This window comes from Pectobacterium atrosepticum, from assembly GCA_019056595.1.
In the GTDB taxonomy this organism is placed as follows: Bacteria; Pseudomonadota; Gammaproteobacteria; order Enterobacterales; family Enterobacteriaceae; genus Pectobacterium; species Pectobacterium atrosepticum.
In genome coordinates, this window is the sequence record CP036163.1 from 2287797 (window position 1) to 2311646 (window position 23850).

At 53.5% G+C, this 23850-nt stretch carries 22 protein-coding genes; 10 read left to right on the forward strand and 12 right to left on the reverse strand.

Annotated elements, in window-relative coordinates; genetic code table 11:
• Window positions 1-121 precede the first annotated feature (121 nt).
• Entirely contained in the window at window positions 122-1399 is a 1278-nt protein-coding gene (locus DCX48_11035; protein ID QXE14997.1) for a right-handed parallel beta-helix repeat-containing protein, read from the forward strand.
• A gap of 85 nt (window positions 1400-1484) precedes the next feature.
• Here the strand turns inward: DCX48_11035 and DCX48_11040 are convergent, their stop codons facing one another.
• From DCX48_11040 to DCX48_11070, 7 genes are all read right to left on the reverse strand, one after another.
• A complete protein-coding gene (locus DCX48_11040) occupies window positions 1485-2054 on the reverse strand; it encodes a peptidylprolyl isomerase A (GenBank protein QXE14998.1) in 570 nt (189 codons plus the stop codon).
• Between the two features lie 302 nt (window positions 2055-2356).
• A complete protein-coding gene (locus DCX48_11045) occupies window positions 2357-3166 on the reverse strand; it encodes an ABC transporter ATP-binding protein (GenBank protein QXE14999.1) in 810 nt (269 codons plus the stop codon).
• A gap of 11 nt (window positions 3167-3177) precedes the next feature.
• Window positions 3178-4002, reverse strand: a complete 825-nt coding sequence (locus tag DCX48_11050) for an ABC transporter ATP-binding protein (GenBank protein ID QXE17221.1) — start codon at window positions 4000-4002, stop codon at window positions 3178-3180.
• A 34-nt stretch (window positions 4003-4036) separates the two neighbouring features.
• On the reverse strand, window positions 4037-4918 hold the full coding sequence (locus DCX48_11055; protein ID QXE17220.1) for an ABC transporter permease: 882 nt from the start codon (window positions 4916-4918) through the stop codon (window positions 4037-4039).
• A gap of 38 nt (window positions 4919-4956) precedes the next feature.
• Entirely contained in the window at window positions 4957-5997 is a 1041-nt protein-coding gene (locus DCX48_11060; protein QXE15000.1) for an ABC transporter permease, read from the reverse strand.
• Window positions 5998-6127: 130 nt separating this feature from the next.
• Complete coding sequence (locus tag DCX48_11065) at window positions 6128-7738, reverse strand: ABC transporter substrate-binding protein (GenBank protein ID QXE17222.1); 1611 nt, start codon at window positions 7736-7738, stop codon at window positions 6128-6130.
• 82 nt (window positions 7739-7820) lie between these two features.
• Window positions 7821-8975, reverse strand: a complete 1155-nt coding sequence (locus DCX48_11070; protein ID QXE15001.1) for an enolase — start codon at window positions 8973-8975, stop codon at window positions 7821-7823.
• Between the two features lie 383 nt (window positions 8976-9358).
• Here DCX48_11070 and DCX48_11075 point away from each other — a divergent pair, with 383 nt between their 5' ends.
• The 9 genes from DCX48_11075 (at window position 9359) to DCX48_11115 (ending at window position 19287) form a co-directional block, all read left to right on the forward strand.
• The gene (locus DCX48_11075) at window positions 9359-9556 is read left to right on the forward strand and encodes a hypothetical protein (protein ID QXE15002.1); all 198 of its coding nucleotides are present in this window, start codon (window positions 9359-9361) and stop codon (window positions 9554-9556) included.
• Window positions 9557-9610: 54 nt separating this feature from the next.
• Entirely contained in the window at window positions 9611-12163 is a 2553-nt protein-coding gene (locus DCX48_11080; protein QXE15003.1) for a nitrite reductase large subunit, read from the forward strand.
• On the forward strand, window positions 12160-12528 hold the full coding sequence (gene nirD / locus DCX48_11085) for a nitrite reductase small subunit NirD (protein QXE15004.1): 369 nt from the start codon (window positions 12160-12162) through the stop codon (window positions 12526-12528). The genes DCX48_11080 and nirD overlap by 4 nt, the downstream gene beginning before the upstream one ends.
• 26 nt (window positions 12529-12554) lie before the next feature.
• Window positions 12555-13934: a uroporphyrinogen-III C-methyltransferase gene (gene cobA / locus DCX48_11090; GenBank protein QXE15005.1), complete on the forward strand. Its 1380-nt coding sequence runs from the start codon at window positions 12555-12557 to the stop codon at window positions 13932-13934.
• A 488-nt stretch (window positions 13935-14422) separates the two neighbouring features.
• Window positions 14423-15139: an ABC transporter permease subunit gene (locus DCX48_11095; protein QXE15006.1), complete on the forward strand. Its 717-nt coding sequence runs from the start codon at window positions 14423-14425 to the stop codon at window positions 15137-15139.
• On the forward strand, window positions 15139-15873 hold the full coding sequence (locus DCX48_11100; protein QXE15007.1) for an ABC transporter permease: 735 nt from the start codon (window positions 15139-15141) through the stop codon (window positions 15871-15873). The genes DCX48_11095 and DCX48_11100 overlap by 1 nt, the downstream gene beginning before the upstream one ends.
• Window positions 15870-16634 carry an ATP-binding cassette domain-containing protein gene (locus DCX48_11105; GenBank protein QXE15008.1) on the forward strand — a complete coding sequence of 255 codons (765 nt, stop codon included), beginning with the start codon at window positions 15870-15872 and terminating at the stop codon, window positions 16632-16634. Before DCX48_11100 ends, DCX48_11105 begins: the two co-directional genes overlap by 4 nt.
• Before the next feature lie 231 nt (window positions 16635-16865).
• On the forward strand, window positions 16866-17735 hold the full coding sequence (locus tag DCX48_11110; GenBank protein ID QXE15009.1) for a transporter substrate-binding domain-containing protein: 870 nt from the start codon (window positions 16866-16868) through the stop codon (window positions 17733-17735).
• A gap of 94 nt (window positions 17736-17829) precedes the next feature.
• On the forward strand, window positions 17830-19287 hold the full coding sequence (locus DCX48_11115) for an amidohydrolase (protein ID QXE15010.1): 1458 nt from the start codon (window positions 17830-17832) through the stop codon (window positions 19285-19287).
• 75 nt (window positions 19288-19362) lie between these two features.
• Here the strand turns inward: DCX48_11115 and trpS are convergent, their stop codons facing one another.
• From trpS to DCX48_11140, 5 genes are all read right to left on the reverse strand, one after another.
• A complete protein-coding gene (gene trpS / locus DCX48_11120) occupies window positions 19363-20367 on the reverse strand; it encodes a tryptophan--tRNA ligase (protein QXE15011.1) in 1005 nt (334 codons plus the stop codon).
• Complete coding sequence (locus DCX48_11125) at window positions 20364-21068, reverse strand: phosphoglycolate phosphatase (protein QXE15012.1); 705 nt, start codon at window positions 21066-21068, stop codon at window positions 20364-20366. The genes trpS and DCX48_11125 overlap by 4 nt, the downstream gene beginning before the upstream one ends.
• A complete protein-coding gene (locus tag DCX48_11130; protein QXE15013.1) occupies window positions 21061-21738 on the reverse strand; it encodes a ribulose-phosphate 3-epimerase in 678 nt (225 codons plus the stop codon). Before DCX48_11130 ends, DCX48_11125 begins: the two co-directional genes overlap by 8 nt.
• 123 nt (window positions 21739-21861) lie before the next feature.
• Window positions 21862-22674, reverse strand: a complete 813-nt coding sequence (locus DCX48_11135) for an adenine-specific DNA-methyltransferase (protein QXE15014.1) — start codon at window positions 22672-22674, stop codon at window positions 21862-21864.
• A gap of 79 nt (window positions 22675-22753) precedes the next feature.
• Window positions 22754-23770: an SPOR domain-containing protein gene (locus DCX48_11140; protein QXE15015.1), complete on the reverse strand. Its 1017-nt coding sequence runs from the start codon at window positions 23768-23770 to the stop codon at window positions 22754-22756.
• Window positions 23771-23850 lie beyond the last annotated feature (80 nt).

The window sequence follows — 23850 nt, forward strand, 5'->3', positions numbered from 1 at the left end:
TTGTCCTGTGCTAGCAGGAGCCTGCAAGCGAGCTTAACGCCCGTTGATTTATCGTTCGGGCAGCACTTGAGCGAGTCCTAATGGCTCGCTCATTTTTATCGTTAATATTCAAGGAAATGAAATGAAACGTTCTCTTCTGTTCGCCGCACTGTTCAGTACCTGCACAGTATTCAGTGTCGGCATACCGATGGCTAGCGCCGCCACACCGGCAGCACCAGAGTTGAAAGGATTCGGAACGGATACCGTGGCAGGCAGTGGTGGACGCATTATTCGCGTCACAACGCTGGCTTCATCCGGGGCAGGTTCACTCAGAGAAGCACTGGCCGCTAAAGGGCCACGCATTATCGTTTTCGAGGTTGGCGGCATCATCGACCTGAATAAAAGTGACCTTCGATTAACGGAACCGTTTGTCACCATCGCTGGCCAAACCGCTCCCTCTCCCGGTATCACAATCATTCGCGGCGGGATGGGGATTAGCACGCATGATGTGCTCATGCAGCATCTGCGTTTTCGTATCGGCGATGCCGGTACGGGTAAAAAAAGTGGCTTTGAACGCGACGTTTCAATCAACGGCAAAGATGCCTATAACGTCGTGATAGACCACAGTAGCTTTGCCTGGGGGACGGACGAGAACCTGTCTATCTCCGGCCCTCGCTACGACGGGCCTCAGGGCACTGCGCACCGAATCACGCTCTCAAATAATATCGTTGCTGAAGGCTTATACGACTCGGCTCATACCAAAGGTATTCACTCGATGGGGACGCTGGTTCACGATAACGTGACTGACGTGTCGATCGTGGGCAGCCTGTATGCCCACAACAACGAACGCAACGCCTGGTTCAAAGCAGGCTCAACGGGCGTCATGGTCAATAACCTGATCTACAACCCCGGCATCTGGGGCGTTCGCGTTGGTGGCGTAAAAGGAGAATGGGAAGGGAAAACCATGCCCGCCAGCCCGCGCGTTTCCGTCGCGGGTAACGTGATGCACTACGGCGCAAATACCAAAGCGGGTTTAGGGCTGGTAGGGAGCAACAGCGCCGGCGATGTCTGGATGTCGGATAACCTCGCATACGATGCCAAGGGCAACGCCGCCCCGCAAACGTCAGGCACTGGGATTACGTTACTCAAGGTGTCCCCTATTTGGCCTGCGGGCTTAACGGCGGCATCAGCCAGCGCCGTCACCAATCAGGTACTGCAAAGTGCAGGCGCACGTCCTAAAGATCGTGACGCCGTCGATAAGCGTATCGTGGACAACGTCAAACAGCGGAAAGGTGGTTTCGTGAACAGCCAGGAAGACGTTGGCGGCTACCCCGTAGCAACGGCAACCTACCGTCAACTGAACGTACCGAGTACCGGCGTGGACACCTGGCTACAGCAGATGGCAAAAGCGCTGGAGTAACGTGCTAGCAGAGACGTTAAGATCGCAAAGGCCACTCTCGTGGCCTTTTTCATATTCTCAGTTTCTTACTTCTCTATCACGCTAATCAAGGCAACACTTTCACTGACTGAATCACGATCGGCGTAGTCGGTACGTTCTGATAAGGCCCGACGTTTTTCGTTGGTACCTGAGAGATCTTATCCACGACTTCCATACCCTTCACCACTTTACCGAACACGGCATAGCCAAAATCACGCTGCCCGTGATCGAGGAAAGCATTGTCCGCTATGTTGATAAAGAACTGGCTAGTCGCACTGTCTTTGTCGGACGTGCGCGCCATGGCAATCGTGCCGCGTTGGTTACGCAAACCGTTATCGGCTTCATTCTTGATCGGCGCATTCGGCGCTTTCTGGTTCATTTCGCCAGAAAAACCGCCACCCTGCACCATAAAGCCTGGGATCACACGGTGAAATGTCGTCCCGTTATAAAAGCCGTTGTTAACGTACTCGACGAAATTTTTTACCGAAATCGGTGCCTTTTGATTATCTAAAGACAGTTCGATATTGCCTGCGGACGTCGTCAACAGCACATGAGTAGTGCCGGAAGCCGCAAAGGCTGGGGAAAATGCCGTCAGTGAAATAAGGGCCGCCGCAGCAACCAGAGTACGTTTAAACATAAGAATTCCTTTTGGAAGAGGCTGACTACAGAAAGCGTAATGATTGTAAGTTTCCGCACTCTTCAACGCTACCCATTTACCTTTTTTTACGTATAAAAGTCTGTTCGTAACCAACTGTGATCGAAAACCTGCATGAAAGATAAAAAAAGGGCCGATTGCTCAGCCCTCAGACCGTACGGAACGAGAACGGGGGGAATGGGATAGAAGAGTAAAGCGTCCGCGCCAAGGATGGCGCGGCTCGAGCTTACATGGACGTACTTGCAGCGTCTTTACGATCTACCCATTATCACCGCTCAGCAAACTCAGCCCATACGCTCCGAACGTACCGCCAGATCGCGACTGTACTGACGGCTGGCCTCCACCAGCATCGAGGTGTAAGCATCCTTCGGCACATCGCTGGTCAAATCGTCGGTTTCCAGCGTTTCCAGTATCTTGCCGTATTGCATCACCGCCACTTTATGACACAGATGGGAGATTACGCCCAAATCATGCGTCACCATCAGGTAAGTCAGCTTTTCCTGCTGCTGCAAGTCAGTCAGTAGATTGAGAATTTCCGCCTGCACCGACACATCCAGCGCCGACGTTGGCTCATCCAGCAGCAGAACTCTCGGCTCCAGAATCAACGCTCGGGCAATCGCCACACGCTGGCGCTGTCCACCCGATAGCTGATGCGGATAGCGGCGACGGAAGTTCGTTCCCAGCCCGACCTTTTCCAGCAAGGTATCAATACGATCGTCACGATCGCCAAAGCGGTGGATCGACAGCGGTTCTTCCAGAATCGACTCCACTGTATGACGGGGGTGCAGCGATCCATACGGATCCTGAAACACCATCTGCACCCGACGACAGCGTGCCTGATCGATCCGGTGCGCCAGCTTCTTCCCGTCAATGTGCAGCGTGCCTTCCCAGTGATTAAACAGTCCGGCCAGACACTTCAGCACCGTGGTTTTGCCAGAACCCGATTCCCCTACCAGACCAAAAATATCGCCATCGTTGACTGTGAGATTCACATCGTACAACACCTGATTCTTTGCATTGCCATGCCCAAAAGAGAGATTCAGGTTATTCACTTCGATCATCGGCTTGCGCTGACTTATTGCTTCAGTTGCCATGATTATCCCCTTTATCCATTGATCCAGGCTGGATCGCGATTCATCACCGGCAAACGCGGGCGGCGGTGGTCGATATCCGGCAGCGAATTCAGCAACCCACGCGTATACGGATGCTGTGCGTTGTCCAGATCGGCGGCGGCAATCGACTCCACGACACGCCCGGCGTACATCACCAGCACCCGATCGCAGAAGCTACGCACCAGATTGATGTCGTGGCTGATAAAAATCAGCCCCAGACCGCGCTCACTCACCAGATCGTCCAACATCGCCAACACCTGCAAGCGCACGGATACATCCAGCGCGGAGGTCGGTTCATCGGCAATCACAATTTCGGGTTCGGTAATCAGCATCATCGCAATCATGATGCGCTGCCCCTGCCCGCCCGAAATCTCATGGGGATACAGATTGTAGACACGCTCTGGCTGACGAATACGCACCACATCCAGCATCGCCATGACCTTCTCCTTCGCCTCGCGGTGCGACACCCTATGGTGCGCCAGATAGGCTTCGGCAATCTGATCGCCGACGCAAACCACCGGGTTCAGCGAATATTTGGGGTCCTGCATAATCATGGATATGCGCTTGCCGCGAATCTGACGCATCCGCGCCTCATCCGCTTTCAGCAGATCGGTATCACCGAAGCGCAGTTTGTCTGCTGTAATCCGCGCGCTGTGCGGATGCAGTTGCAACAGCGCACGGCCAACCGTCGATTTACCGGAGCCGGATTCACCGACAATCGCCAGCTTTTCACAGCCCAGCGTAAAGGAGACACCGCGCACGGCATCCGTCACAGCACCACGGTTCACGAAACCTACCCGCAGATTTTCCACTTCCATCAGGGGCGAGCTTCCCGGCGCACGTTGAGAAAACTTATTCAGTTCTGGGATCGAGGATGTCACGTAGGCCGTCTCCAAGGAAGTTGAACGCCAGGCTGTTAATCAAAATCGCCAGCCCCGGAATAGTTACTAACCACCAGCACTCCATCATGTAACGACGACCCGCAGAGATCATCGCGCCCCATTCAGGATCGGGCGGCTGTGCCCCCAACCCCAGAAAACCCAGACCCGCTGCTGTCAGAATAATGCCCGCCATATTCATGGTGATACGAATAATCACCGACGGCAGACAGAGCGGCACAATGTGGTGCAGCAGAATGCGGACAGACGATGCTCCTTGCAGCTTCACTGCAGAAATAAAGTCCGCGTGACGCAGCGACAGCGTCTCCGCCCTTGCCAGACGAGCAATCGGCGGCCAAGCCGTCAGCGTAATCGCGATCACCACATGATCCAGACCGGGGCCGAGCGCCGCCACGAACGCCAGCGCCAATACCAGGCTGGGGAAAGAGATGAAAATATCGGTGATACGCATCAGGATGGTATCGACGATACCGCCGTAATACCCAGAAATCACACCCAGCGCCAGCCCGATCGGCCCAACGGTGACCGACACCAGCGCAACGATATACAGCGTGATGCGTGAACCGTAGACCAGACGACTAAACACATCACGACCAAACTCATCGGTGCCAAAGTAATGTGCCGCACTCGGTGCCTGTAATGCGTTGGCCAAATCCTGTACCAGTGGGTCGTGCGTGGCGATCCACGGTGCGAAGATGGCAACCAGCATCAGCATCAGCACAATCGCGGAACCAATCGCGGTCAGTGGATTGCGCAGCATCGTCAATAAAAACCCGCCGATTCGCGCCCCGCGTAGCCGCAGACGACTCACGCGTTTTTCCGGCGGCGTCCGCATTACCGACTCACGACTGACCGGCGGCTCAGAGGAAATATTCATGCGTTCGTCCTCGGATCAAAGATTTGATACAACATGTCCGACAGCAGGTTAAGCGTCACAAAGATCAACCCCACCAGCAGCACACACCCCATAACCGCATTCATATCGCCCAGCAGCAGGCTGCCCGTCAGATAGGAACCAAAGCCCGGCCATGAGAAGACCGTTTCGATAAGTACCGCCCCTTCAAGCAGAGAGCCATACGCCAGCGCCACCACCGTCAGAAGCTGAACCAGAATATTGCGAAACGCATGCGCCCAGACGACACGAAACTCAGACAGCCCTTTCACTCGCGCAGTAATGATGTATTCCTGCGAAAGCTGCGCCAGCATGAAGCTACGCGTCATACGGCTGATATAGGCCAGTGAATGGAAACCGAGAATCGTGGCTGGCAACACCAGATGGTTCAGCGCGCTGCGGAACACATCCCACTCGCCTGCCAGTAGCGAATCCACCAACAGCAGACCGGTACGGTTCTCCACCAGACCGTCGTAGGCCATATCAACCCGCCCAGCGCCGCCAACCCAGTTCAGCCAGGCATAGAACACCAGCAGCCCCATCATCCCGACCCAGAATATCGGCGTGGAATAACCGGCCAGACTGATAAAACGCACCACATAATCCGCCCACTTACCGCGCCGTGCCGCAGCCAGCACGCCTAGCGGTACGCCCAAGCCGGCCCCCACGATAATCGCCATGGTGGCCAGCTCGATGGTGGCGGGGAAAACCCGGATAATGTCATCCACGACCGGTCGCCCAGTCAGAAGCGCATTGCCCAAATCCCCATGCATCAGTGAATTGAAGTAAATAAAGAACTGGACATACAGTGGCTTATCCAACCCCAGCTGTTGGTAAACCTGTTGATAGGTACTTTGGTCAGCATCCTGCCCGACAATAGCCAGGACTGGATCGATTGGCATCACGCGGCCGATCACGAAGGTCAGGATTAATAACCCGAACAGCGTGATGACGACCTGAAACAGACGTTTTGCCAAACGACGCAGTACTCCACCCGGCTTGATCCAATCAGAGAAAACCATGTTCTTTCTCCTGATATCCCGGTTAACGACGACAGCAAATCGCCACTCACGCGGTCATCTCTTTTTAGCGTATCTGATCGGGATGATTAGCCGGGAACGCAGGCTAATCATCCGGTTTAACGTGTGGACACTAACGCTGCTTATACACCTCGCGCAGATGCGTCGTGGAGGACGGATGCGGCACATAGCCTTTCACGTCCTTACGCAACACCACAGAATCGATCATCTGCGACACCGGAATAATGGCCGGGAACAGTTCTTCATAGCGATTCTGTATGTCGATATACATCTGCTTCTGTTTCTGAGGATCTTTCTCCAACAGCGCCTGATCGATCATGTCGTTCAAGGGTTTGTCGTAGAAAGACGTGCGCCAGCCTTGGAAGTTGGTCAGTTTGGCTTCGTCGCTGTTATCGGGGTTATAGACAACAGAACGCAGGCTGGAGTGAGGATGCGGATCGACGCCACCGCCGCCGCGGCCAACCAGCATATCGAAGTTACGATCGCGCATCGCGCCGTAAACCTGATTACCGGTGCCGGAGATGATTTTGGCTTTGATACCCGCCTGTGCCAGCGTGGACTGTACCGACGTCGCCAGATTCAGGAACGGCTGATCGGACAAGACACGCAGCGTGGTTTCAAATCCATTCGGGTAGCCCGCTTCGGCCAACAGCGCTTTGGCGCGCGGCACGTCTAGCTTGTAGCCAGGATCCGGCAACGTCGCATCCATCCCTTTTTGGATGGGGCGCTGATGATAGAAGCCATAGCCAAGCATCACCGTCTTATTGACGCCATCGTAATCAATCAGGTAACGAACCGCTTCGCGCACTTTCGGTTTAGCGAAGTATTCATTTTTCAGGCTCATTGCAACGTAGTACAGCGTGCCTTTTTTCACCTCATCAACCACAACGTCTTTGTCTTGTTTCAGCGCGTTGATATCTGGCACAGACATCCCAGAGGCAACATCAATATCGCCTTTTTCAATCATCAGACGCAGCGCCTGTGATTCGGTCATGTGGCGGAAAATCACGCGCCGCATTTTCGCGTCGCCCTGCCAGTTGTTCTCAACCTTGCTGATGCGCAGCACGTCTTTCGCCTGCCACACATCCAGCTTAAACGGGCCAGAACCGGCTTCGTTCGTGGTCAGCCAGCCGTTACCCCAGTCACCGTTTTTCTCATGTTGCATGACCGTTTTGCTGTCCAGCACTGAGCCGCTACCCAACGTTGCCAGCGAATAGATCACCAGTTTGGGGTCGTTCGGTTTAGGCAGTTCAATTTCAACGGTGTTAGCGTCTTTGGCGCGGATCATTTTCTCCACGTTTTCCGCGGTGAAGCCGTAGGATTTCCACGTCGTGGCCTGAGCCATATTGAGGCTAAGCAAACGTTTCATCGACCAGGCGAAATCTTGTGCCGTTACGGGGTTACCGGAATGGAATTTGGCGTTGTCTACCAGATTGAAGGTAATGACATTGCCCGCATCATTGACGCTCCAGCTTTTCGCCAGAGAAGGCAGGATGTTACTCAGGTTGGCCGGGTCGAGCACCACCAGCGAGTCATAGAGATTGACGATAATGCCCACCACTTCATTACCGGTCATGGCGGCCGGGTCGAGTGAGAGCATGTTGTTCATGTTCATCCCAACGATCAGCTGATCGTCAGGGGTTTTTGCCGATAGAATGGCTGGTGTAGCGGCCATACAGAGTGAACCTAACAGCAGGGTACGGAGTATTGCTCGTGCTTTCATCATTATTCTCCAGGTGTGGGAGCATGGAAGACGACAACTTTTTATTTTTTAGGTAAGGCTATCTTTCAGATCGAACAAAAAACTATTCTTTACTTAGGGTGTGCTCCTCAATCCAGTCAAAATTAATATCTTCTCCCAGCCCTGGACGTTGCGGCAGATGCACAAAGCCCTCGTCATCCATCGGATCGACAATCGAATTCAGATAAGCGGCAGGTTCGTCGTAATCGAGGAAAGGATGCAGCAATCCGCGTTCATACCAACGACAGTTTTTGATCGCTCCAACCACGTTGAGGTTTGGCGCACCGTTACCGTGAATTTCACAATCCATACCGAAGGATTCCGCCAGGCTCGCGACTTTCAGGCACGGCCAGAGACCACCTACGCCTTGCACGCCGGCGCGTAAAATGTCGCATGCGCCTTCTTTAACCCAGTCAGCACGGCTGAAATATTTACCTGACAGACTTTCCGGCCCGATCACATCGATATCCAGGCTCTTGGTCAGCCAGCTGTAGGATGCCATGCTCTGCTCTTCCATTGGCTCTTCAAACCAGGTGAAATCGAGCTTTTGCAGTTCACGACCGATGTATAGCGCATCGCTGCGGCTGTACCAATGGTAGCCATCCAGCATCAAGCAGACATCTGGGCCAACCGCTTCACGCACCGCCGCACAGGCTTTCACGTCGATCTTCGGGCTGGGTGCGAACGACACCGGAGGCATCCAGGTGTGCAACTTGATGGCTTTGTAGCCGCGCTGCACCAGCTTTTCTGCAAACTGGCCAAACTCCTCTGGCGTAGATAAACCGCCTTCCAACTCATCGCCACACATGGTACTGCCGTAAGCAGGGACTTTTTCACGATAGCCGCCGAGCAGTTTATGCACTGGCATGTTCAGCACGCGACCTTGCAGATCCCACAGTGCGGATTCCACAATCGACAGCGCGCGATCGGTCAGTTGGTTGGCGCTACCGCGTTGCCAGTGCACCAGATCCTGCCAGAGGCGCTCACGGTCGAACGGGTTCTGCCCAATCAGCACTTTGCGGAAGAAAGCGTTAACGATATGAGGACGAATCACTTCCGGCGGAGCGAAAGCGTAACCTTTTTGGCCGCCATCCGCCGTGATGGTCAACAGCGCCATCTTGGCCTGATTCTCGGCTCCCGGGTGTGAATGACCCGCACTGTCAGAAACTCGACGTGTGGGATAAGTGAAGACGGTGACATCAATTGATTCTATTTTCACGTTGTTACCTGCCTTGATGTTTAACACAACTCATGTACGCGATTGCGAATGTAAGCCACATAAATAATTAAAGAAGAACTCCACTGACTGTGTTGGGGCGGTAGATAAAAAACACCGATATCTTTCTGGTACGACCTTATAAGTCGATCGGCATCACAAAAAAGAAATGATGTGCTAATTAAAAAAAAATAGCGTTTTATTTTCAATTATTAAGGTTGTTACGCCGTTAGTCATTAGGCAATTTCTTTCATATGAAGAAATTATGCTGCGGATAATTGTGCAATTGCACACAAAGTTGTGAGCATTATCACCAGAAATATTCATATCCTTATTAAACAAATGGATAATCCCTTAGTTTTATTTTTAAGCATTCTGAAATGTGAATGATTGATGAAGGGGACGATTACTCTGATAGCGGATTGGCCGCTAATCAGTCGGCTTCTGACCAAAAGCGTGCTATAGATCTCACTTTTACCCGTCATGAAAAACCTAACAAAAACCAAGACTTAATAAAAAATAAGCAAAATCATCAAGATACCCACAAAGAAGTATATAAAAGACAACTTGATATACATCAATAAGCGGCCCTTGTAGCGCGATAAGGTAACCTCAGAAGAAGCAATTTTGAGGCAAAAATGAACAAAGTCAGACTCGCTGTTATCGGTAACGGGATGGTTGGCCACCGTTTTATCGAAGAGTTGCTGGATAAGGCCCCAACGTCCACCTACGATATTACCGTTTTTTGTGAAGAACCCCGCGTCGCCTACGATCGTGTCCACCTCTCTTCTTACTTCGCCCACCACACGGTAGAAGAGCTTTCTTTAGTACGCGAAGGCTATTACGAAAAGAATGGCGTTAAAATCCTGCTAGGTGAGCGCGCCATCACCATCAACCGCAGCGAAAAAGCCATTCACTCCAATTCCGGCCGTACCGTGTATTACGACAAGCTCATCATGGCAACCGGCTCCTATCCCTGGATCCCTTCAATCAAAGGATCAAACGGACAAGACTGTTTCGTATACCGCACCATTGAAGATCTAAACGCCATCGAAAACTGCGCCCGCCGCAGCAAACGCGGTGCGGTGATCGGCGGGGGGTTATTAGGTCTGGAAGCGGCTGGCGCACTGAAACACCTTGGCGTGGAAACTCACGTCATTGAGTTCGCCCCTGTGCTCATGGCTGAGCAGTTGGATGCACAGGGTGGTGCCCTGCTGCAACGCAAGATTGAAAACATGGGTGTGCGAGTGCATACCGGCAAGAATACGCAGGCCATTCAGCATTCTGGTCTGGAAAACCGTAAGACGATGGTGTTTGCCGATGGCAGCACGCTGGAAGTCGACTTTATCGTGTTCTCTACCGGTATCCGTGCGCAGGACAAACTGGCACGCCAGTGTGCGCTAGAGATCGGCCCACGTGGCGGTATCGCCATTAACGACTGGTGCCAAACTTCCGACCCTGACGTCTACGCCATCGGCGAATGTGCCGCCTGGCAGGGAAGACCCTTTGGTCTGGTTGCGCCCGGCTACAAAATGGCACAGGTTACTGTCGACCACCTGTTAGGGCATGAAAACCGATTCCAGGGTGCCGATATGAGCGCCAAGCTCAAGCTAATGGGTGTCGATGTCGGTGGGATTGGCGACGCACACGGCCATACGCCAGGCGCACGCAGCTATATGTGGCTGGATGAAAACAAAGAAACCTACAAACGTCTGATCGTCAGCGCTGATAACAAAACGTTACTCGGTGCCGTACTGGTCGGCGACACGCGGGATTACGGCAACCTGCTGCAATTCATGCTGAACAAGATCCCGCTGCCGGATTCCCCTGAAGCACTGATTCTTCCGGCTACGGCAGGCAGTGCGAAACCGACGCTGGGGGTCGATGCACTACCGGAAAGTGCGCAAATCTGCTCCTGCTTCGACGTGTCCAAAGGCGACATCATCAAAGCGATTAACGGCGGCTGTCATACCGTCGCGGCGCTTAAGGAAACCACCAAAGCCGGTACCGGCTGCGGCGGCTGTATTCCGCTGCTGACACAGGTATTGAATGCGGAACTCAGCAAGCAAGGGATTGAAGTCAATAATCACCTGTGCGAGCACTTTGCCTATTCACGCCAAGAGCTGTACCACCTGATCCAAATCGAAAAAATCAAAACGTTCGATCAACTGCTGGAAAAACACGGTTCAGGCTACGGCTGTGAGGTCTGTAAACCGACCGTCGCGTCTCTGCTGGCTTCCTGCTGGAACGAATACGTGCTCAAGCCGCAGCACACGCCGTTGCAGGATTCCAACGATAACTTCCTCGGTAATATACAGAAAGACGGCACCTATTCCGTCATCCCACGCTCCGCTGGCGGAGAGATCACACCAGACGGGCTGATCGCCATTGGTCGCATTGCGAAGCAATATAATCTGTACACCAAAATGACCGGTTCTCAGCGCATGGCGCTATTTGGCGTACAAAAAGACGACCTCCCTGACGTATGGGCTCAGCTCATCGAAGCCGGATTTGAAACAGGCCACGCCTACGCCAAGGCGCTACGTATGGCAAAAACCTGCGTCGGCAGCACCTGGTGCCGTTTTGGCGTCGGCGACAGCGTGGGCTTTGGCGTCGAGCTGGAAAACCGCTACAAAGGTATCCGCACTCCGCACAAAATGAAATTTGGCGTCTCCGGCTGCACGCGGGAATGTGCAGAAGCACAGGGTAAAGACGTGGGAATTATCGCCACCGAAAAAGGCTGGAACCTCTATGTATGCGGCAACGGCGGGATGAAACCGCGTCATGCCGACCTGCTGGAAGCCGATCTGGACCGCGAGACCTTAGTCCGCTATCTGGACCGCTTCATGATGTTCTACATCCGTACGGCCGATAAGCTCCAGCGTACGTCCGTCTGGCTGGATAACCTCGAAGGCGGCATCGACTATCTGCGCAATGTGATTGTGAAAGACAAGCTGGGCATTAACGATCAGCTTGAAGCCGATATCGCACGGCTGCGAGAAGGCTATATCTGCGAATGGCAGGCGACGCTGGAAGATCCTGAAGCACAGAAACGCTTTGCTCACTTCATTAACAGCCCAGAACGTGACCCGAATGTGCAAATGGTGGGTGAACGTCAACAACACCGTCCGGCGCGCCCTGCCGAGCGCATTCCGGTGAAACAGATTGAACTGGAAGGGGAAAGCGCATGAGCCAGTGGACAACCGTATGTAAGTTAGACGACATCCTGCCCGGCACTGGCGTTTGCGCCCTCGTCGAGCAGCAACAGATTGCCGTGTTCCGCCCACGTAACGATCAGCAGGTTTACGCCATCAGCAATATCGATCCGTTCGCGCAGGCGAGCGTATTAAGTCGCGGGATAGTGGGCGAGCATCAGGACGATCTTTGGGTCGCAAGCCCATTGAAAAAACAGCATTTCCGCCTTTATGATGGCTTCTGTCTGGAGGATGGAGCCTATTCTGTTGCAGCTTATGATACTCAGGTAACAAACGGTAATGTGCAAATATCTATCGCAGACCGTGACATCGCGGTTGATAATAGCCAACCATTACCCTAATAACCTGAGCTTTCAAGAGGCGTTACATGGATTACCTGCCAATATTCTGTCAGTTGCACGATAAACCTTGTCTATTGGTAGGAGGGGGTGAAATAGCCGAGCGTAAAGCCCGGCTATTGCTGGATGCTGGCGCAGTGATTACCGTCAATGCGCTCGATTTTAACGATCAATTTCGAGCGTGGGAGCAGGATGCTCAATTAACACTGGTACACGGCACCTTCGATCCCACGTTACTGGACAAGGTGTGGCTGGTGATTGCCGCCACCGACGATCAGGACGTCAATAACCATGTCTATGCCAGCGCCAGTGAACGCCGGATTTTCTGTAACGTAGTGGATTCACCAGAACGCGCCAGCTTCATTATGCCGTCGATCATTGATCGTTCACCGCTGATGGTCGCGGTGTCTTCTGGCGGTGCCGCACCGGTATTGGCTCGACTACTGCGGGAAAAACTGGAAAGTATTCTGCCGCAAAATCTCGGTAAGCTGGCGACATACGCAGGCGAATTGCGCAGTCGGGTCAAAAGCCGGTTCCGCAATATGAGCGCGCGCCGTCGCTTCTGGGAAAAGCTCTTCGTACACGATCGGCTGGCGCAGGCGCTGGCAAACGACAATAGCCAAAGCGTTAACCAACTGACGGAACTGCTTTTCTCCGCGCCGCTTGATGACCGGGGTGAGGTGACGCTGGTCGGCGCCGGGCCGGGCGACGCAGGATTACTGACGCTGAAAGGGCTACAGCATCTCCAGCAGGCCGACATCGTCGTTTACGATCGACTGGTATCGAAAGAGATTCTCAATCTGTCACGCCGTGACGCCGAGCGAATCTTCGTCGGCAAAGCCTCTGGCTATCACAGCGTTCCTCAGGATCAAATCAATCAGTTGCTGGAAGAAAAGGCACGCGCCGGTCATCGGGTCGTCAGGCTGAAAGGCGGCGACCCCTTTATCTTCGGCCGTGGTGCCGAAGAGCTGGAATACCTGCAACAGGCGGGCATACCGTTCTCCGTCGTCCCCGGTATTACTGCCGCGTCGGGCTGTTCAGCCTACAGCGGTATCCCACTCACCCATCGCGATCACTCGCAGGGCGTCAGGCTGATCACCGGACACGTCAAGCACGACACCGATCTGGACTGGTCCAGCCTCGCAGCGGAAAAACAGACGCTGGTGTTTTACATGGGCCTTCAGCAGGCTGAGCACATTCAAAGTAAGCTCATCGAACAGCAGTTACCGGAAACCGTGCCTGTCGCGATTATCGAAAACGGCACCTCAACCAAACAGCGCGTGCTGAGTGGACAGCTCTCCCAACTGGGCGAATTAGCACAGCGGGCCAGCAGCCCAAGTTTGATCATCATCGGCAACGTTGTCGGGCTGCGGGAAAAATTGAGCTGGTTCTCTGACCAGACAGCATAATCCTCTCCCTACCACCCTACTCACCCGCTATCCGTTCTGCCGGATAGCGGTTATTGCACCATCATAATGCAACGCCCCGCCAGATAGCATAACAATGCACTATATTGAACATACTCCCTTACAAAATGTCACTTTAATGCTTTACCGCAGGCCACATCTGCCTTATTTTGACTAAAACAAAACCCATTAATAAGCAGACTATATGAATAAATAATCAATAATCGTTTACATAAAACGTGGCCCGACTATTGCTTAGCTTTTTAATAGATTCGCGGCACGACCTCTGAATCGTTCCTATCGAACCGATTTCATCGTCAAGCCATCGTGGTTTATCGAAATTAATGCCTCATCGAATGAGTACATATCGAAGGGTGATACATCGCGTCATTACGTATTTCTACTTTCGTTCCTGAACGGAGTATGTAGTCCTCTCATCACAAAAACAGTTCTGTTCAGCAGAACAATAAGCAAGCAGTTTGGAGTCACTTGTGGAAGACGTTACTTTCTGGCAGCTCATCAGTTTTGGTGAACATGGCTGGGGGAAATTATTACTAATCGGGGCAGGAATGACGCTCGCACTGGCGATCGGCGGCTTCCTGCTGGGGGCGGTGATCGGCACGATCGGTGCCTGGTCCAAAATTTGCGGCAATCGCCCCGTGCGCTATCTGGCTGACGGCTACACCACCCTCATCCGTGGCGTCCCCGACCTACTCATCATCTACCTGCTATATTTCGGCGGCAGCTCTGCGTTAACCCTGCTCGCCAAACTGTTTGGCAGCAATGAGTTCTTTGGCTTTCCTGGCTTCCTCGCCGGGGTAATCGCCGTCGGCATTTCCTCCGGTGCGCAGCAGACAGAAGTCTATCGCGGCGCGTTCTACGCCGTCTCCAAAGGGGAAATTGAGGCCGCCAAAGCCTGCGGTATGCCAACGTTACTGCGCCTGCGCCGCATCATCGTACCGCTCCTGCTGCGCCACGCGATCCCCCCACTCGGCAACGTGTGGCAGCTGGTGTTGAAAACCTCCGCACTGGTTTCCGTTACCGGCGTCGCTGAACTATTGACGCAGGCGCAAACTGGCGCAGGCTCTACTGGCAAACCGTTTGATTTCTTCATGGCGGCCGCGCTGCTGTATCTGGCTATTTCAATCTGTTCCGGCTGGATTATGCGCCGTGCTGAGTCTCATTATTCCCGGGGTGTGAAACGCTGATGGATTTTCCTTTTCTGTACGAAACGTTTCTGGAGATTATTCCCGGCATTCCGTTAACCCTGCAACTGGCGGTCAGCTCGGTCTTTCTGGGCTTCTTTCTGGCGCTAGGCTTGGCGTTGATGCAGTTGTCATCCCTTGCCGTCCTGCGCTCCATTGCCCGAACCTACGTGCTGTTTTTCCGCGGTACGCCGCTGCTGGTTCAGCTGTTCCTGATTTACTACGGGCTGGGGCAATTCCCTTGGGTTCGGGAAAGTATGCTTTGGCCATTCCTGCGGGAGCCGCACTGGTGCGCCCTGCTGTCGCTCAGCCTGTGTACCGGTGCCTATGCCAGCGAAATTATTCGTGGCGGATTGCAGTCCGTTCCGGTGGGCCAGATCGAATCTGCACGCGCCTGCGGCATGCCGTCGTTCATGATTTTCAAGCGTATCGTTTTTCCGCTGGCAATCCGTCAGGCGCTTCCCGCTTACGGTAATGAGCTGATCTCGATGGTCAAGTCGACCTCGTTGGCTTCCATCATCACGCTGATGGAAATCACTGGGATCGCTGCACGCCTCATCGCGGAAACTTACCGAGCGCTTGAAGTGTTCCTGGTCGCCGGTGCTATTTATCTGTTTATTAACCTTATTCTGACACGTTTACTGATGTGGACAGAATTTACGCTTACCCCTCATCTCCGTGCGCCGGGTGCGCAACCGGCAGCGAAAAAAATTAAGAAATTGGGAGATCTGCAATGACGACACCCGCCATTAGCCTGCGCAACATTCATAAAAGCTTCGGTTCTCTGGACGTCCTGAAAGGGATTTCGATTGAGGCCAATCAGGGGGAAGTCATCTCAATTCTGGGATCGTCCGGTTCAGGTAAATCGACGCTGCTGCGCTGTAGCAACCTGCTTGAGCTTCCCGATCAGGGCGAGATTATCGTCGGCGGAGAAGCAATTGAAATGAAGCCGAACCGTAAAGGGCAGAACCGCCCGTCGAACCTCAAACAGATCGACAGAATTCGCACTCAGTTGGGCATGGTGTTCCAGAATTTTAACCTCTGGTCACACAAGACTGTGCTAGAAAACATCATCGAAGCGCCCGTGCACGTCTTAAAGCGTCCACAGGCGGAGTGCGTAGAGCACGCCGAACAGCTGTTAGAGAAAGTCGGTCTGGCGGATAAGCGTCACTACTATCCTGCGCATTTGTCCGGTGGACAGCAGCAGCGCGCCGCGATTGCCCGTGCGCTCGCGATGGAACCGAAAGTGATGCTGTTTGATGAGCCGACCTCCGCGCTCGACCCAGAGCTGGTCGGTGAAGTACTGCGCGTCATGCGCACGCTGGCGGACGAAGGGATGACCATGCTGGTCGTGACTCACGAAATGGATTTTGCCCGCGAAGTCTCCAACCGCATCGTCTTCCTCCATCAGGGGGAAATTGAAGAACAGGGAACGCCGGAGCACGTTTTCACAGCCAGCCAGTCGGCTCGCTTCCGGCAATTTATTGCCAGTTGGTAAACACAACCCCACAGATTTCGTACACAGGTATAAACATCAACCTGAGGTAAGAAAATAATGGGAATCATAATTTTATAATAGACATACCCTAAATAATTCAAGTTGCGTGAAGGCGGCAACCGCGCGAGTCCCCAGGAGCTTACAAAAGTAAGTGACTGGGGTGAGTAAGGACAGCCAACGCACAAGCAGCTTGAAGTATGACGGGTATGAAATGCCGGGAGAAAAAATAATATGATCAAATCAAAACTCACACTGCTCGCCTGCTCGCTGTGTATGGCAGGAACGCTGGCTGCCTCATTCACCGCCTCAGCGGAAGAGAAAAAATGGACCACCGTCCGCATCGCGACCGAAGGCGCTTACCACCCGTATAACTTCACCAAACCAGACGGTACGCTGGATGGCATGGAGATCGAGCTGTACAAAGTGCTGTGTAACAACATGCAGGTGAAATGCGAGATCATGGTTCAACCCTTCGCCAGCGCTATTCCTGCGCTGAACGCAGGTAAATATGACGCGATCATCGCAGGTATGTCCGCCACGGCAAAACGCCGTGAGGTGATTGATTTCAGCCAGCCGTACACGCAGGCAGGGCAGACTTTCGCCGTGCTGAAATCCAGCTCACTCGCCAAAGATTTCCCAGACGCAGGCGTGCGCTTCTCCATTGAGCCTGCCGATGAAGCAAAAGCACTGGCAGAGGTTGAGAAGCTGAAACCGCTGCTGGAAGGCAAAACCATCGGCGTGCAGTCCGCCTCTATCGCCAGCGCCTTTTTGGATAAATATCTGAAAGGCGTAATGAAAGTACGCGAATATAAAACCACACAGGAACACGATCTGGATCTGAAAGCAGGCCGTGTGGATCTGGTCATCGCTTCCGCACCTTACCTGAAAAGTACAACGGACAAACCGGGCAATGACAACATCGTGATGCCAGGGCCACAGTTCATCGGCGGCATTCTGGGCAGCGGTTCTTCCGTTGGTCTGCGTAAAAGCGATCCTGAGCTGAAAGCCATGTTCGACAAGGCAATCGATCAGGCTAAACAAGACGGTACCATCAGAAAGCTGAGCGAAAAATGGTTCGGCATGGACACCACGCCGCTCTAAGCGTTGCCCAATTGCTAAATCGCGTGTCATGGCTGACTGGCTGTGACACGCCCCCCGCCAATGCCATCAAAAAAATCAAACGAGCACACCACGCATGAATGCAACACACACTGAAGGAACGCTGCCGGCCGTTAATCGACAGAACGTGGAAGAGATCTGCGATCTGATTGCCGCCAAGCGGCAGCAGTTCTGTACGCTGAGCGACGGCATCTGGGATACGCCGGAGCTGAACTATGAAGAGCATCGTTCGGCGGCACAGCACGAGGCCATCCTGAAAGCAGAAGGCTTCCGCCTGACGAAAGGCATCGCCGACATGCCGACTGCACTGCTGGGTGAATTCGGCGAAGGTCTACCGATTATCGCCATTCTGGGTGAATACGATGCGCTGCCAGGCCTGAGCCAGCAGGCGAATGTCGCTGAACCAAAGCCGCTGGAAAACGGAGGCAACGGCCACGGCTGCGGACATAACCTGCTCGGTACCGCAGCGCTACAGGCAGCTACGGCAGTGAAAGATTATCTGCAAAAGCACGCACTGGCTGGAACCGTCCGCTTTTACGGCTGCCCTGCGGAAGAAGGTGGATCGTCCAAAGGTTTTATGGTCAAGGAAGGCGTTTTTGACGACGTTGATATCGCCCTCTGCTGGCACCCAGCGACCTTCACCGGTGTTAACAGCCCAGTATCGCTGGCCTGTAACGAACTGAATTTTCACTTTAAAGGCCGCGCTGCTCATGCAGCCAGCAGCCCACATCTGGGACGCAGCGCGCTGGATGCCGTGGAACTGATGAACGTTGGCGTGAACTACATGCGCGAACACATGCCGTCCTCTGCCCGCATCCACTATGCGATTACCGACAGCGGCGGTCAGGCACCAAACGTCGTGCAGGCCAACGCCACCGTGCGTTACCTCGTACGGGCACGTCAATTGCCGGAACTGCACCAGTTGGTCAAACGCGTGAAGAAAATTGCCGAAGGTGCGGCGCTGATGACGGAAACCGAAGTCAGCAGCGAAGTGATCAGCGGTGATGCCAATCTGCTGGCGAACCCGCCGCTGGAAGCACGTATGCACGAACATCTGCTGGCGCTCGGCCCGATACCGTTCGATGACGAAGACCGCAAAATGGCAGCGATGTTCCAGACCGCGCTGAGCGCCGAAGACATTGCCGAATCCTACGCGCGTTTCGGCGTTAAACCGCAGCCGGGTTTAACGCTGCATGACGGAATTTATCCTCTGTATAGCCCGAATGATGCTTTCATCGGTTCTACGGACGTGGGGACGGTCAGTTGGGTTGTGCCAACCGTGCAGATTCGCAGCGCCACTTACGCCATCGGCACGCCAGCGCATTCATGGCAGTTGGTCGCACAGGGGAAAACCGGGGCCGCACACAAAGGCACAGAATACGCAGCGAAAGCAATGGCCTCACTGGCTATCGATCTGCTGGCCACGCCCGAACTGATTGCACAGGCAAAAGCCGACCACCAGGAAAGGTTGCAGCAGACACCGTTTGAAAACCCGATTCCAGATGACGTGTTTGCACCTATCCCACGGGGATAAGAGGCCAATTCGCAGGGATTAGATAAGCAGTAGCAGGAAACCGTCAGGAGAGAGCCTCCTGACGGCAATTAAGGCTTACGGACGGCCAACAAAACCGATAGCGTCGTAGACTTTCTTCAGCGTTTCCTGTGCGCGAGCACTCGCTTTGTCAGCCCCTTCGCGCATGATCTGTTGCAGGAAAGCCTCATCGTTACGGTAACGGTGATAACGCTCTTGCAGCTCAGACAGCATACCGGATACGGCATCCGCCACCGCGCCTTTCAGGTGACCATACATCTGGCCGTTAAATTCCTGCTCCAGTTCAGGGATGGTTTTTCCCGTCACGCCGGACAGAATATCCAACAGGTTGGATACCCCGGCTTTATTCGCCAGGTCATAACGCACGACTGGTGGCTCATCGGAATCCGTCATCGCGCGTTTGATCTTCTTCACCACCGCTTTCGGATCTTCCAGCAGCCCGATAACGTTATTGCGGTTATCGTCAGACTTGGACATCTTCTTGGTCGGTTCCAGCAGCGACATCACGCGGGCGCCCGATTTCGGAATGAACGGCTCTGGTATTTTGAAAATATCGCCATACAGGCTGTTGAAGCGCTGACCGACGTCACGGCTCAGCTCCAGATGCTGCTTCTGATCTTCACCCACCGGCACCTGATTCGTTTGGTATAGCAGGATATCCGCCGCCATCAGCACGGGATAACTAAACAGACCGGCGTTGATGTTCTCTTCGTAACGCGCGGATTTATCCTTGAACTGCGTCATGCGGCTCAATTCGCCGAAATATGCGTAGCAGTTCAGTATCCAGCTCAGCTGGCTGTGCTCAGGCACGTGCGACTGAACAAAAATGGTGCTCTTTTTCGGATCGATGCCGCAGGCCAGATACAGCGCCAGCGTATCCAGCGTCGCTTTTCTCAGTGCCTGCGGATCCTGACGTACCGTGATGGCATGCAAATCCACAATGCAATAGATGCAGTCGTAATCGTCCTGCATGTTGACCCACTGACGTAACGCCCCCATGTAGTTACCAATGGTCAATTCACCAGACGGCTGCGCACCGCTAAATACAATGGGCTTGCTCATACTAAGGGTTCCTGATTGTGTGAAGAAGAATGCCCGATCAGGGGCAAAATATCGGCAAAACGATCCAGAACGACATCCGGCTGACTCAGCTCGATCGCTTCACCATAGTTATAACCATACGTCATGCCGACACTGCGGCAGCTCGCCGCCTGTGCCGCCTGAATATCATTGCGGGAATCGCCGACGAACAGAAGTTCGCTGGCACGCAGCCCCAGCTTACCGAGTACCAGATAGAGCGGCGCAGGATGCGGCTTTTTCACAATAACGTCATCGCCACCGATGATCAGCGAGAAATAGTCGCCGATCCCTAATCCTGCCAGCAACGGCGCAACGAACGGCGTGGGTTTATTGGTCACCACCGCCATCGGAACGCCCTGCTGCGCTAACTGCGCCAGCGTCTCTTTTACCTGCGGGAACAACGTGCTGCCGCTATCCACCGTCTGCGCATAATAGCTATCGAACCGCTCACGGGTTTCCTGCAAGCGTGCAGCAGTTGGCTCAACGCCAGCCCAGCGCAACGCCCGTTCAACCATCACGTCCGCACCGTTACCAATCCAGGTTGCGACACGGGCTTCGCCCGCAGCAGGCAACGACTGCGCCACTAAGGCCTGATCGATAGCCGCCGCCAGACCCGGAGCACTGTGAACCAGCGTCCCGTCCAAATCAAAAGCCAATCCGCGAACTGCGGTTAATTCAGTCATGTGTCGTCCTTGAAATTTCACTACGCATTTGATCAATGACGGCGCGGTAATCTGGATGACCAAAAATAGCCGAGCCCGCCACAAACATATCTGCGCCCGCTTCAGCAATCGCGCCGATATTTTCTACTTTTACGCCGCCATCGACTTCCAGTCGAATGTCGTAACCGCTGTCGTCGATCAAGCGACGAACCTGACGCAGTTTATCCAGCGTGCTGGGAATAAAGGACTGGCCGCCAAACCCTGGGTTAACTGACATCAGCAGAATGATATCCAGCTTATCCATGACGTAATCGAGATAACTTAGCGGCGTCGCTGGGTTAAACACCAAGCCAGCTTTGCAGCCGTGATCTTTAATCAACTGCAATGAACGATCGAGATGATCCGTGGCTTCGGGATGAAAGGTAATGAAACTGGCACCCGCGTTGGCGAAATCCGGGATGATACGATCGACCGGTTTCACCATCAGGTGAACGTCAATCGGCGCGGTAATGCCGTAATCGCGCAGGGATTTCAGGACCAGTGGGCCAATCGTCAAATTTGGCACATAGTGGTTATCCATGACATCAAAATGGACCACATCAGCCCCGGCAGCCAACACGTTAGCGGTATCTTCACCAAGACGGGCAAAATCAGCCGACAAAATGGACGGCGCGATTAAAAACGGTTTCATTCATTTCTCCAAACGGTAAAGTCTGAATGCCTGCGGGTAACCTATTCCCGGCTAATGACGCCTCTCTGACGACATTAACCGATTCACTGCGCTCTGTTTACCCCACCTGTACACTAAATGGTATTACCGATATAGGGCGAGTAACTCGCTTACTTTACTACGTCCTAAAATATTACGACTAATCGTTCGGCGCGCTTTAACAACATACAGCACAGCCTCCTGATACCACTCACGGGTCAGCAACGTGTCATGATTGGAAATCAGCACGGGAATCTGGCTTTCCACCGACAAACGACGTGCCAATAGCGCCAAACTCTGCTGATCGGCACGGCTGAAATTATTGGTGTGATAGGCCGTAAAATTCGCGGTAGCAGACAGCGGCGCATAAGGTGGATCGCAATAAATAACCGACCCCTTCTCTGCTTTTTCCAGCGTGTCCTGATAATGCTCACAGATGAAAGTGGCATTTTGCGCTTTCAAGGCGAACCAGCGAATTTCTTCTTCAGGAAAATAGGGTTTTTTATAGCGCCCGAAAGGAACATTGAATTCACCGCGCATGTTGTAACGGCACAGGCCGTTATAGCAGTGGCGATTCAAATAGAGAAACAGCAGCGCGCGCCGATAGGCATCGCGACAAAGGTTAAATTCTTCACGCAGCAGATAGAACGTCTCAGAGGTGTTTACCTCATCCGTAAAAAGTTTACGGGCATCGGTAACAAACTCATCTGCATTCGATTTAACGATATTGTAGAGGTTAATTAGGTCGCTATTAATATCAGCCAGTATGTAGCGATCGTATTCCGTATTCAGAAATACGGAACCCGCGCCAACAAAGGGCTCAATAAGACAGTCTCCTGCGGGTAAATAGCGACGAATCTCTTCGACCAGCGGATATTTACCACCAGCCCATTTTAAAAAAGCGCGGTTCTTCTTCATGCCGTCGTTAGTTACTCATACGTTTCAGAGCCGCGGATTGTACTCTGTGTCAGACAGCACATCAGGGCTAAAATTGGTGTTACTTATTCAAGTCCTGCTTCACCTGGCGGATCGGCTTAACCCATGGTTTTTTCGCTTGTACTTCTGCGGGCAACGCAGCAATTGCCTGTTTCGCTTCCGCAGAAGAAGCATAGACTCCGGTCACTAACACATACCAGGATTTTCCGTCTCGTTTCGTTTCATACACCCACGAATGGGCGAGGTTATGTTGTTTCGCGTAGGCTTTCAGCGTGTCCGAGCGTGAAGCGCTGCTCAGTTGCAAAGTAAAGTGGCTGGCTGGCGCATTCTGTACGGAAACGTTCTGGCCGGCAGTCGCTGGACCAGCTTTTGCATTAGCTGCGGGCTTGCTTGCTACTGGCGATTTTGACGCATTGTTTGCAGCAGGCTTAGCGTTGCTAGCGTGTGCAGGCGCCGTATTATGTGTATTTTTAGCGGACGATGTCGCAGGCGTTTTCCCCGTTGGAGCAACCGTCGCAGGTGCCGTCGGCAGCGTCGAGTTTCCTGTCGCACCCTGAGAGAATTCGCTAACGCGCCCTTGCTGTTGCGACAACGCATCAGTGATATTACCCGGCAGCTCGATACGCTGCTGGCCTGTCACCGGCGGTTGAACCTGCGCATCCGTTGGTGTACCGGAAATCGGTGGGGCACTTAATGTTTGAGGCGACATCGGCGCTTGAGAAGACGTCTGCGCCGATGTTTGACCATGACTTGCATCGCCAGGAACCGCCGTAGGGCTCTCACCCAGCGAGGAAGGCTGCGCGCTTTGTGTCATGGGGGACGATGAAGAGAGATCGATATTGCGCTCTCCACCCGCTTGATTCTGCGTCTGTGACGTTTGTGGCTGAGAAGGTGCCTGCAAAGCAGATCCGATACCCACGATCAACAGCACCAGCACCACGATCCCGATGCCAATCATCAGGTGCTGTCTGGAAAGCGCGATTTTAGGTACCGCGAAGTTGCTGCTTTTTTGCTGACGAGTAGGTCGACGGTCACTGGTATCAGGCTTCAGCTCATCTTCCGGCTTGAACTCATCCATTTAACATCTCCCCACTAAAAAGCTCGAATCCGCCACGCGGTCGCCAAGGCGAATCATTGAATCGTAACGCATTGTATTTT

Excerpts from the sequence above, each read along its gene's own strand:
- DCX48_11035 (QXE14997.1), top strand. The coding sequence starts at position 122 with ATGAAACGTTCTCTTCTGTTCGCCGCACTGTTCAGTACCTGCACAGTA.
- DCX48_11040 (QXE14998.1), bottom strand. The coding sequence starts at position 2,054 with ATGTTTAAACGTACTCTGGTTGCTGCGGCGGCCCTTATTTCACTGACG.
- DCX48_11045 (QXE14999.1), bottom strand. The coding sequence starts at position 3,166 with ATGGCAACTGAAGCAATAAGTCAGCGCAAGCCGATGATCGAAGTGAAT.
- DCX48_11050 (QXE17221.1), bottom strand. The coding sequence starts at position 4,002 with ATGGAAGTGGAAAATCTGCGGGTAGGTTTCGTGAACCGTGGTGCTGTG.
- DCX48_11055 (QXE17220.1), bottom strand. The coding sequence starts at position 4,918 with ATGCGGACGCCGCCGGAAAAACGCGTGAGTCGTCTGCGGCTACGCGGG.
- DCX48_11060 (QXE15000.1), bottom strand. The coding sequence starts at position 5,997 with ATGGTTTTCTCTGATTGGATCAAGCCGGGTGGAGTACTGCGTCGTTTG.
- DCX48_11065 (QXE17222.1), bottom strand. The coding sequence starts at position 7,738 with ATGAAAGCACGAGCAATACTCCGTACCCTGCTGTTAGGTTCACTCTGT.
- DCX48_11075 (QXE15002.1), top strand. The coding sequence starts at position 9,359 with ATGATTGATGAAGGGGACGATTACTCTGATAGCGGATTGGCCGCTAAT.
- DCX48_11080 (QXE15003.1), top strand. The coding sequence starts at position 9,611 with ATGAACAAAGTCAGACTCGCTGTTATCGGTAACGGGATGGTTGGCCAC.
- nirD (QXE15004.1), top strand. The coding sequence starts at position 12,160 with ATGAGCCAGTGGACAACCGTATGTAAGTTAGACGACATCCTGCCCGGC.
- cobA (QXE15005.1), top strand. The coding sequence starts at position 12,555 with ATGGATTACCTGCCAATATTCTGTCAGTTGCACGATAAACCTTGTCTA.
- DCX48_11100 (QXE15007.1), top strand. The coding sequence starts at position 15,139 with ATGGATTTTCCTTTTCTGTACGAAACGTTTCTGGAGATTATTCCCGGC.
- DCX48_11105 (QXE15008.1), top strand. The coding sequence starts at position 15,870 with ATGACGACACCCGCCATTAGCCTGCGCAACATTCATAAAAGCTTCGGT.
- DCX48_11110 (QXE15009.1), top strand. The coding sequence starts at position 16,866 with ATGATCAAATCAAAACTCACACTGCTCGCCTGCTCGCTGTGTATGGCA.
- DCX48_11115 (QXE15010.1), top strand. The coding sequence starts at position 17,830 with ATGAATGCAACACACACTGAAGGAACGCTGCCGGCCGTTAATCGACAG.
- trpS (QXE15011.1), bottom strand. The coding sequence starts at position 20,367 with ATGAGCAAGCCCATTGTATTTAGCGGTGCGCAGCCGTCTGGTGAATTG.
- DCX48_11125 (QXE15012.1), bottom strand. The coding sequence starts at position 21,068 with ATGACTGAATTAACCGCAGTTCGCGGATTGGCTTTTGATTTGGACGGG.
- DCX48_11130 (QXE15013.1), bottom strand. The coding sequence starts at position 21,738 with ATGAAACCGTTTTTAATCGCGCCGTCCATTTTGTCGGCTGATTTTGCC.
- DCX48_11135 (QXE15014.1), bottom strand. The coding sequence starts at position 22,674 with ATGAAGAAGAACCGCGCTTTTTTAAAATGGGCTGGTGGTAAATATCCG.
- DCX48_11140 (QXE15015.1), bottom strand. The coding sequence starts at position 23,770 with ATGGATGAGTTCAAGCCGGAAGATGAGCTGAAGCCTGATACCAGTGAC.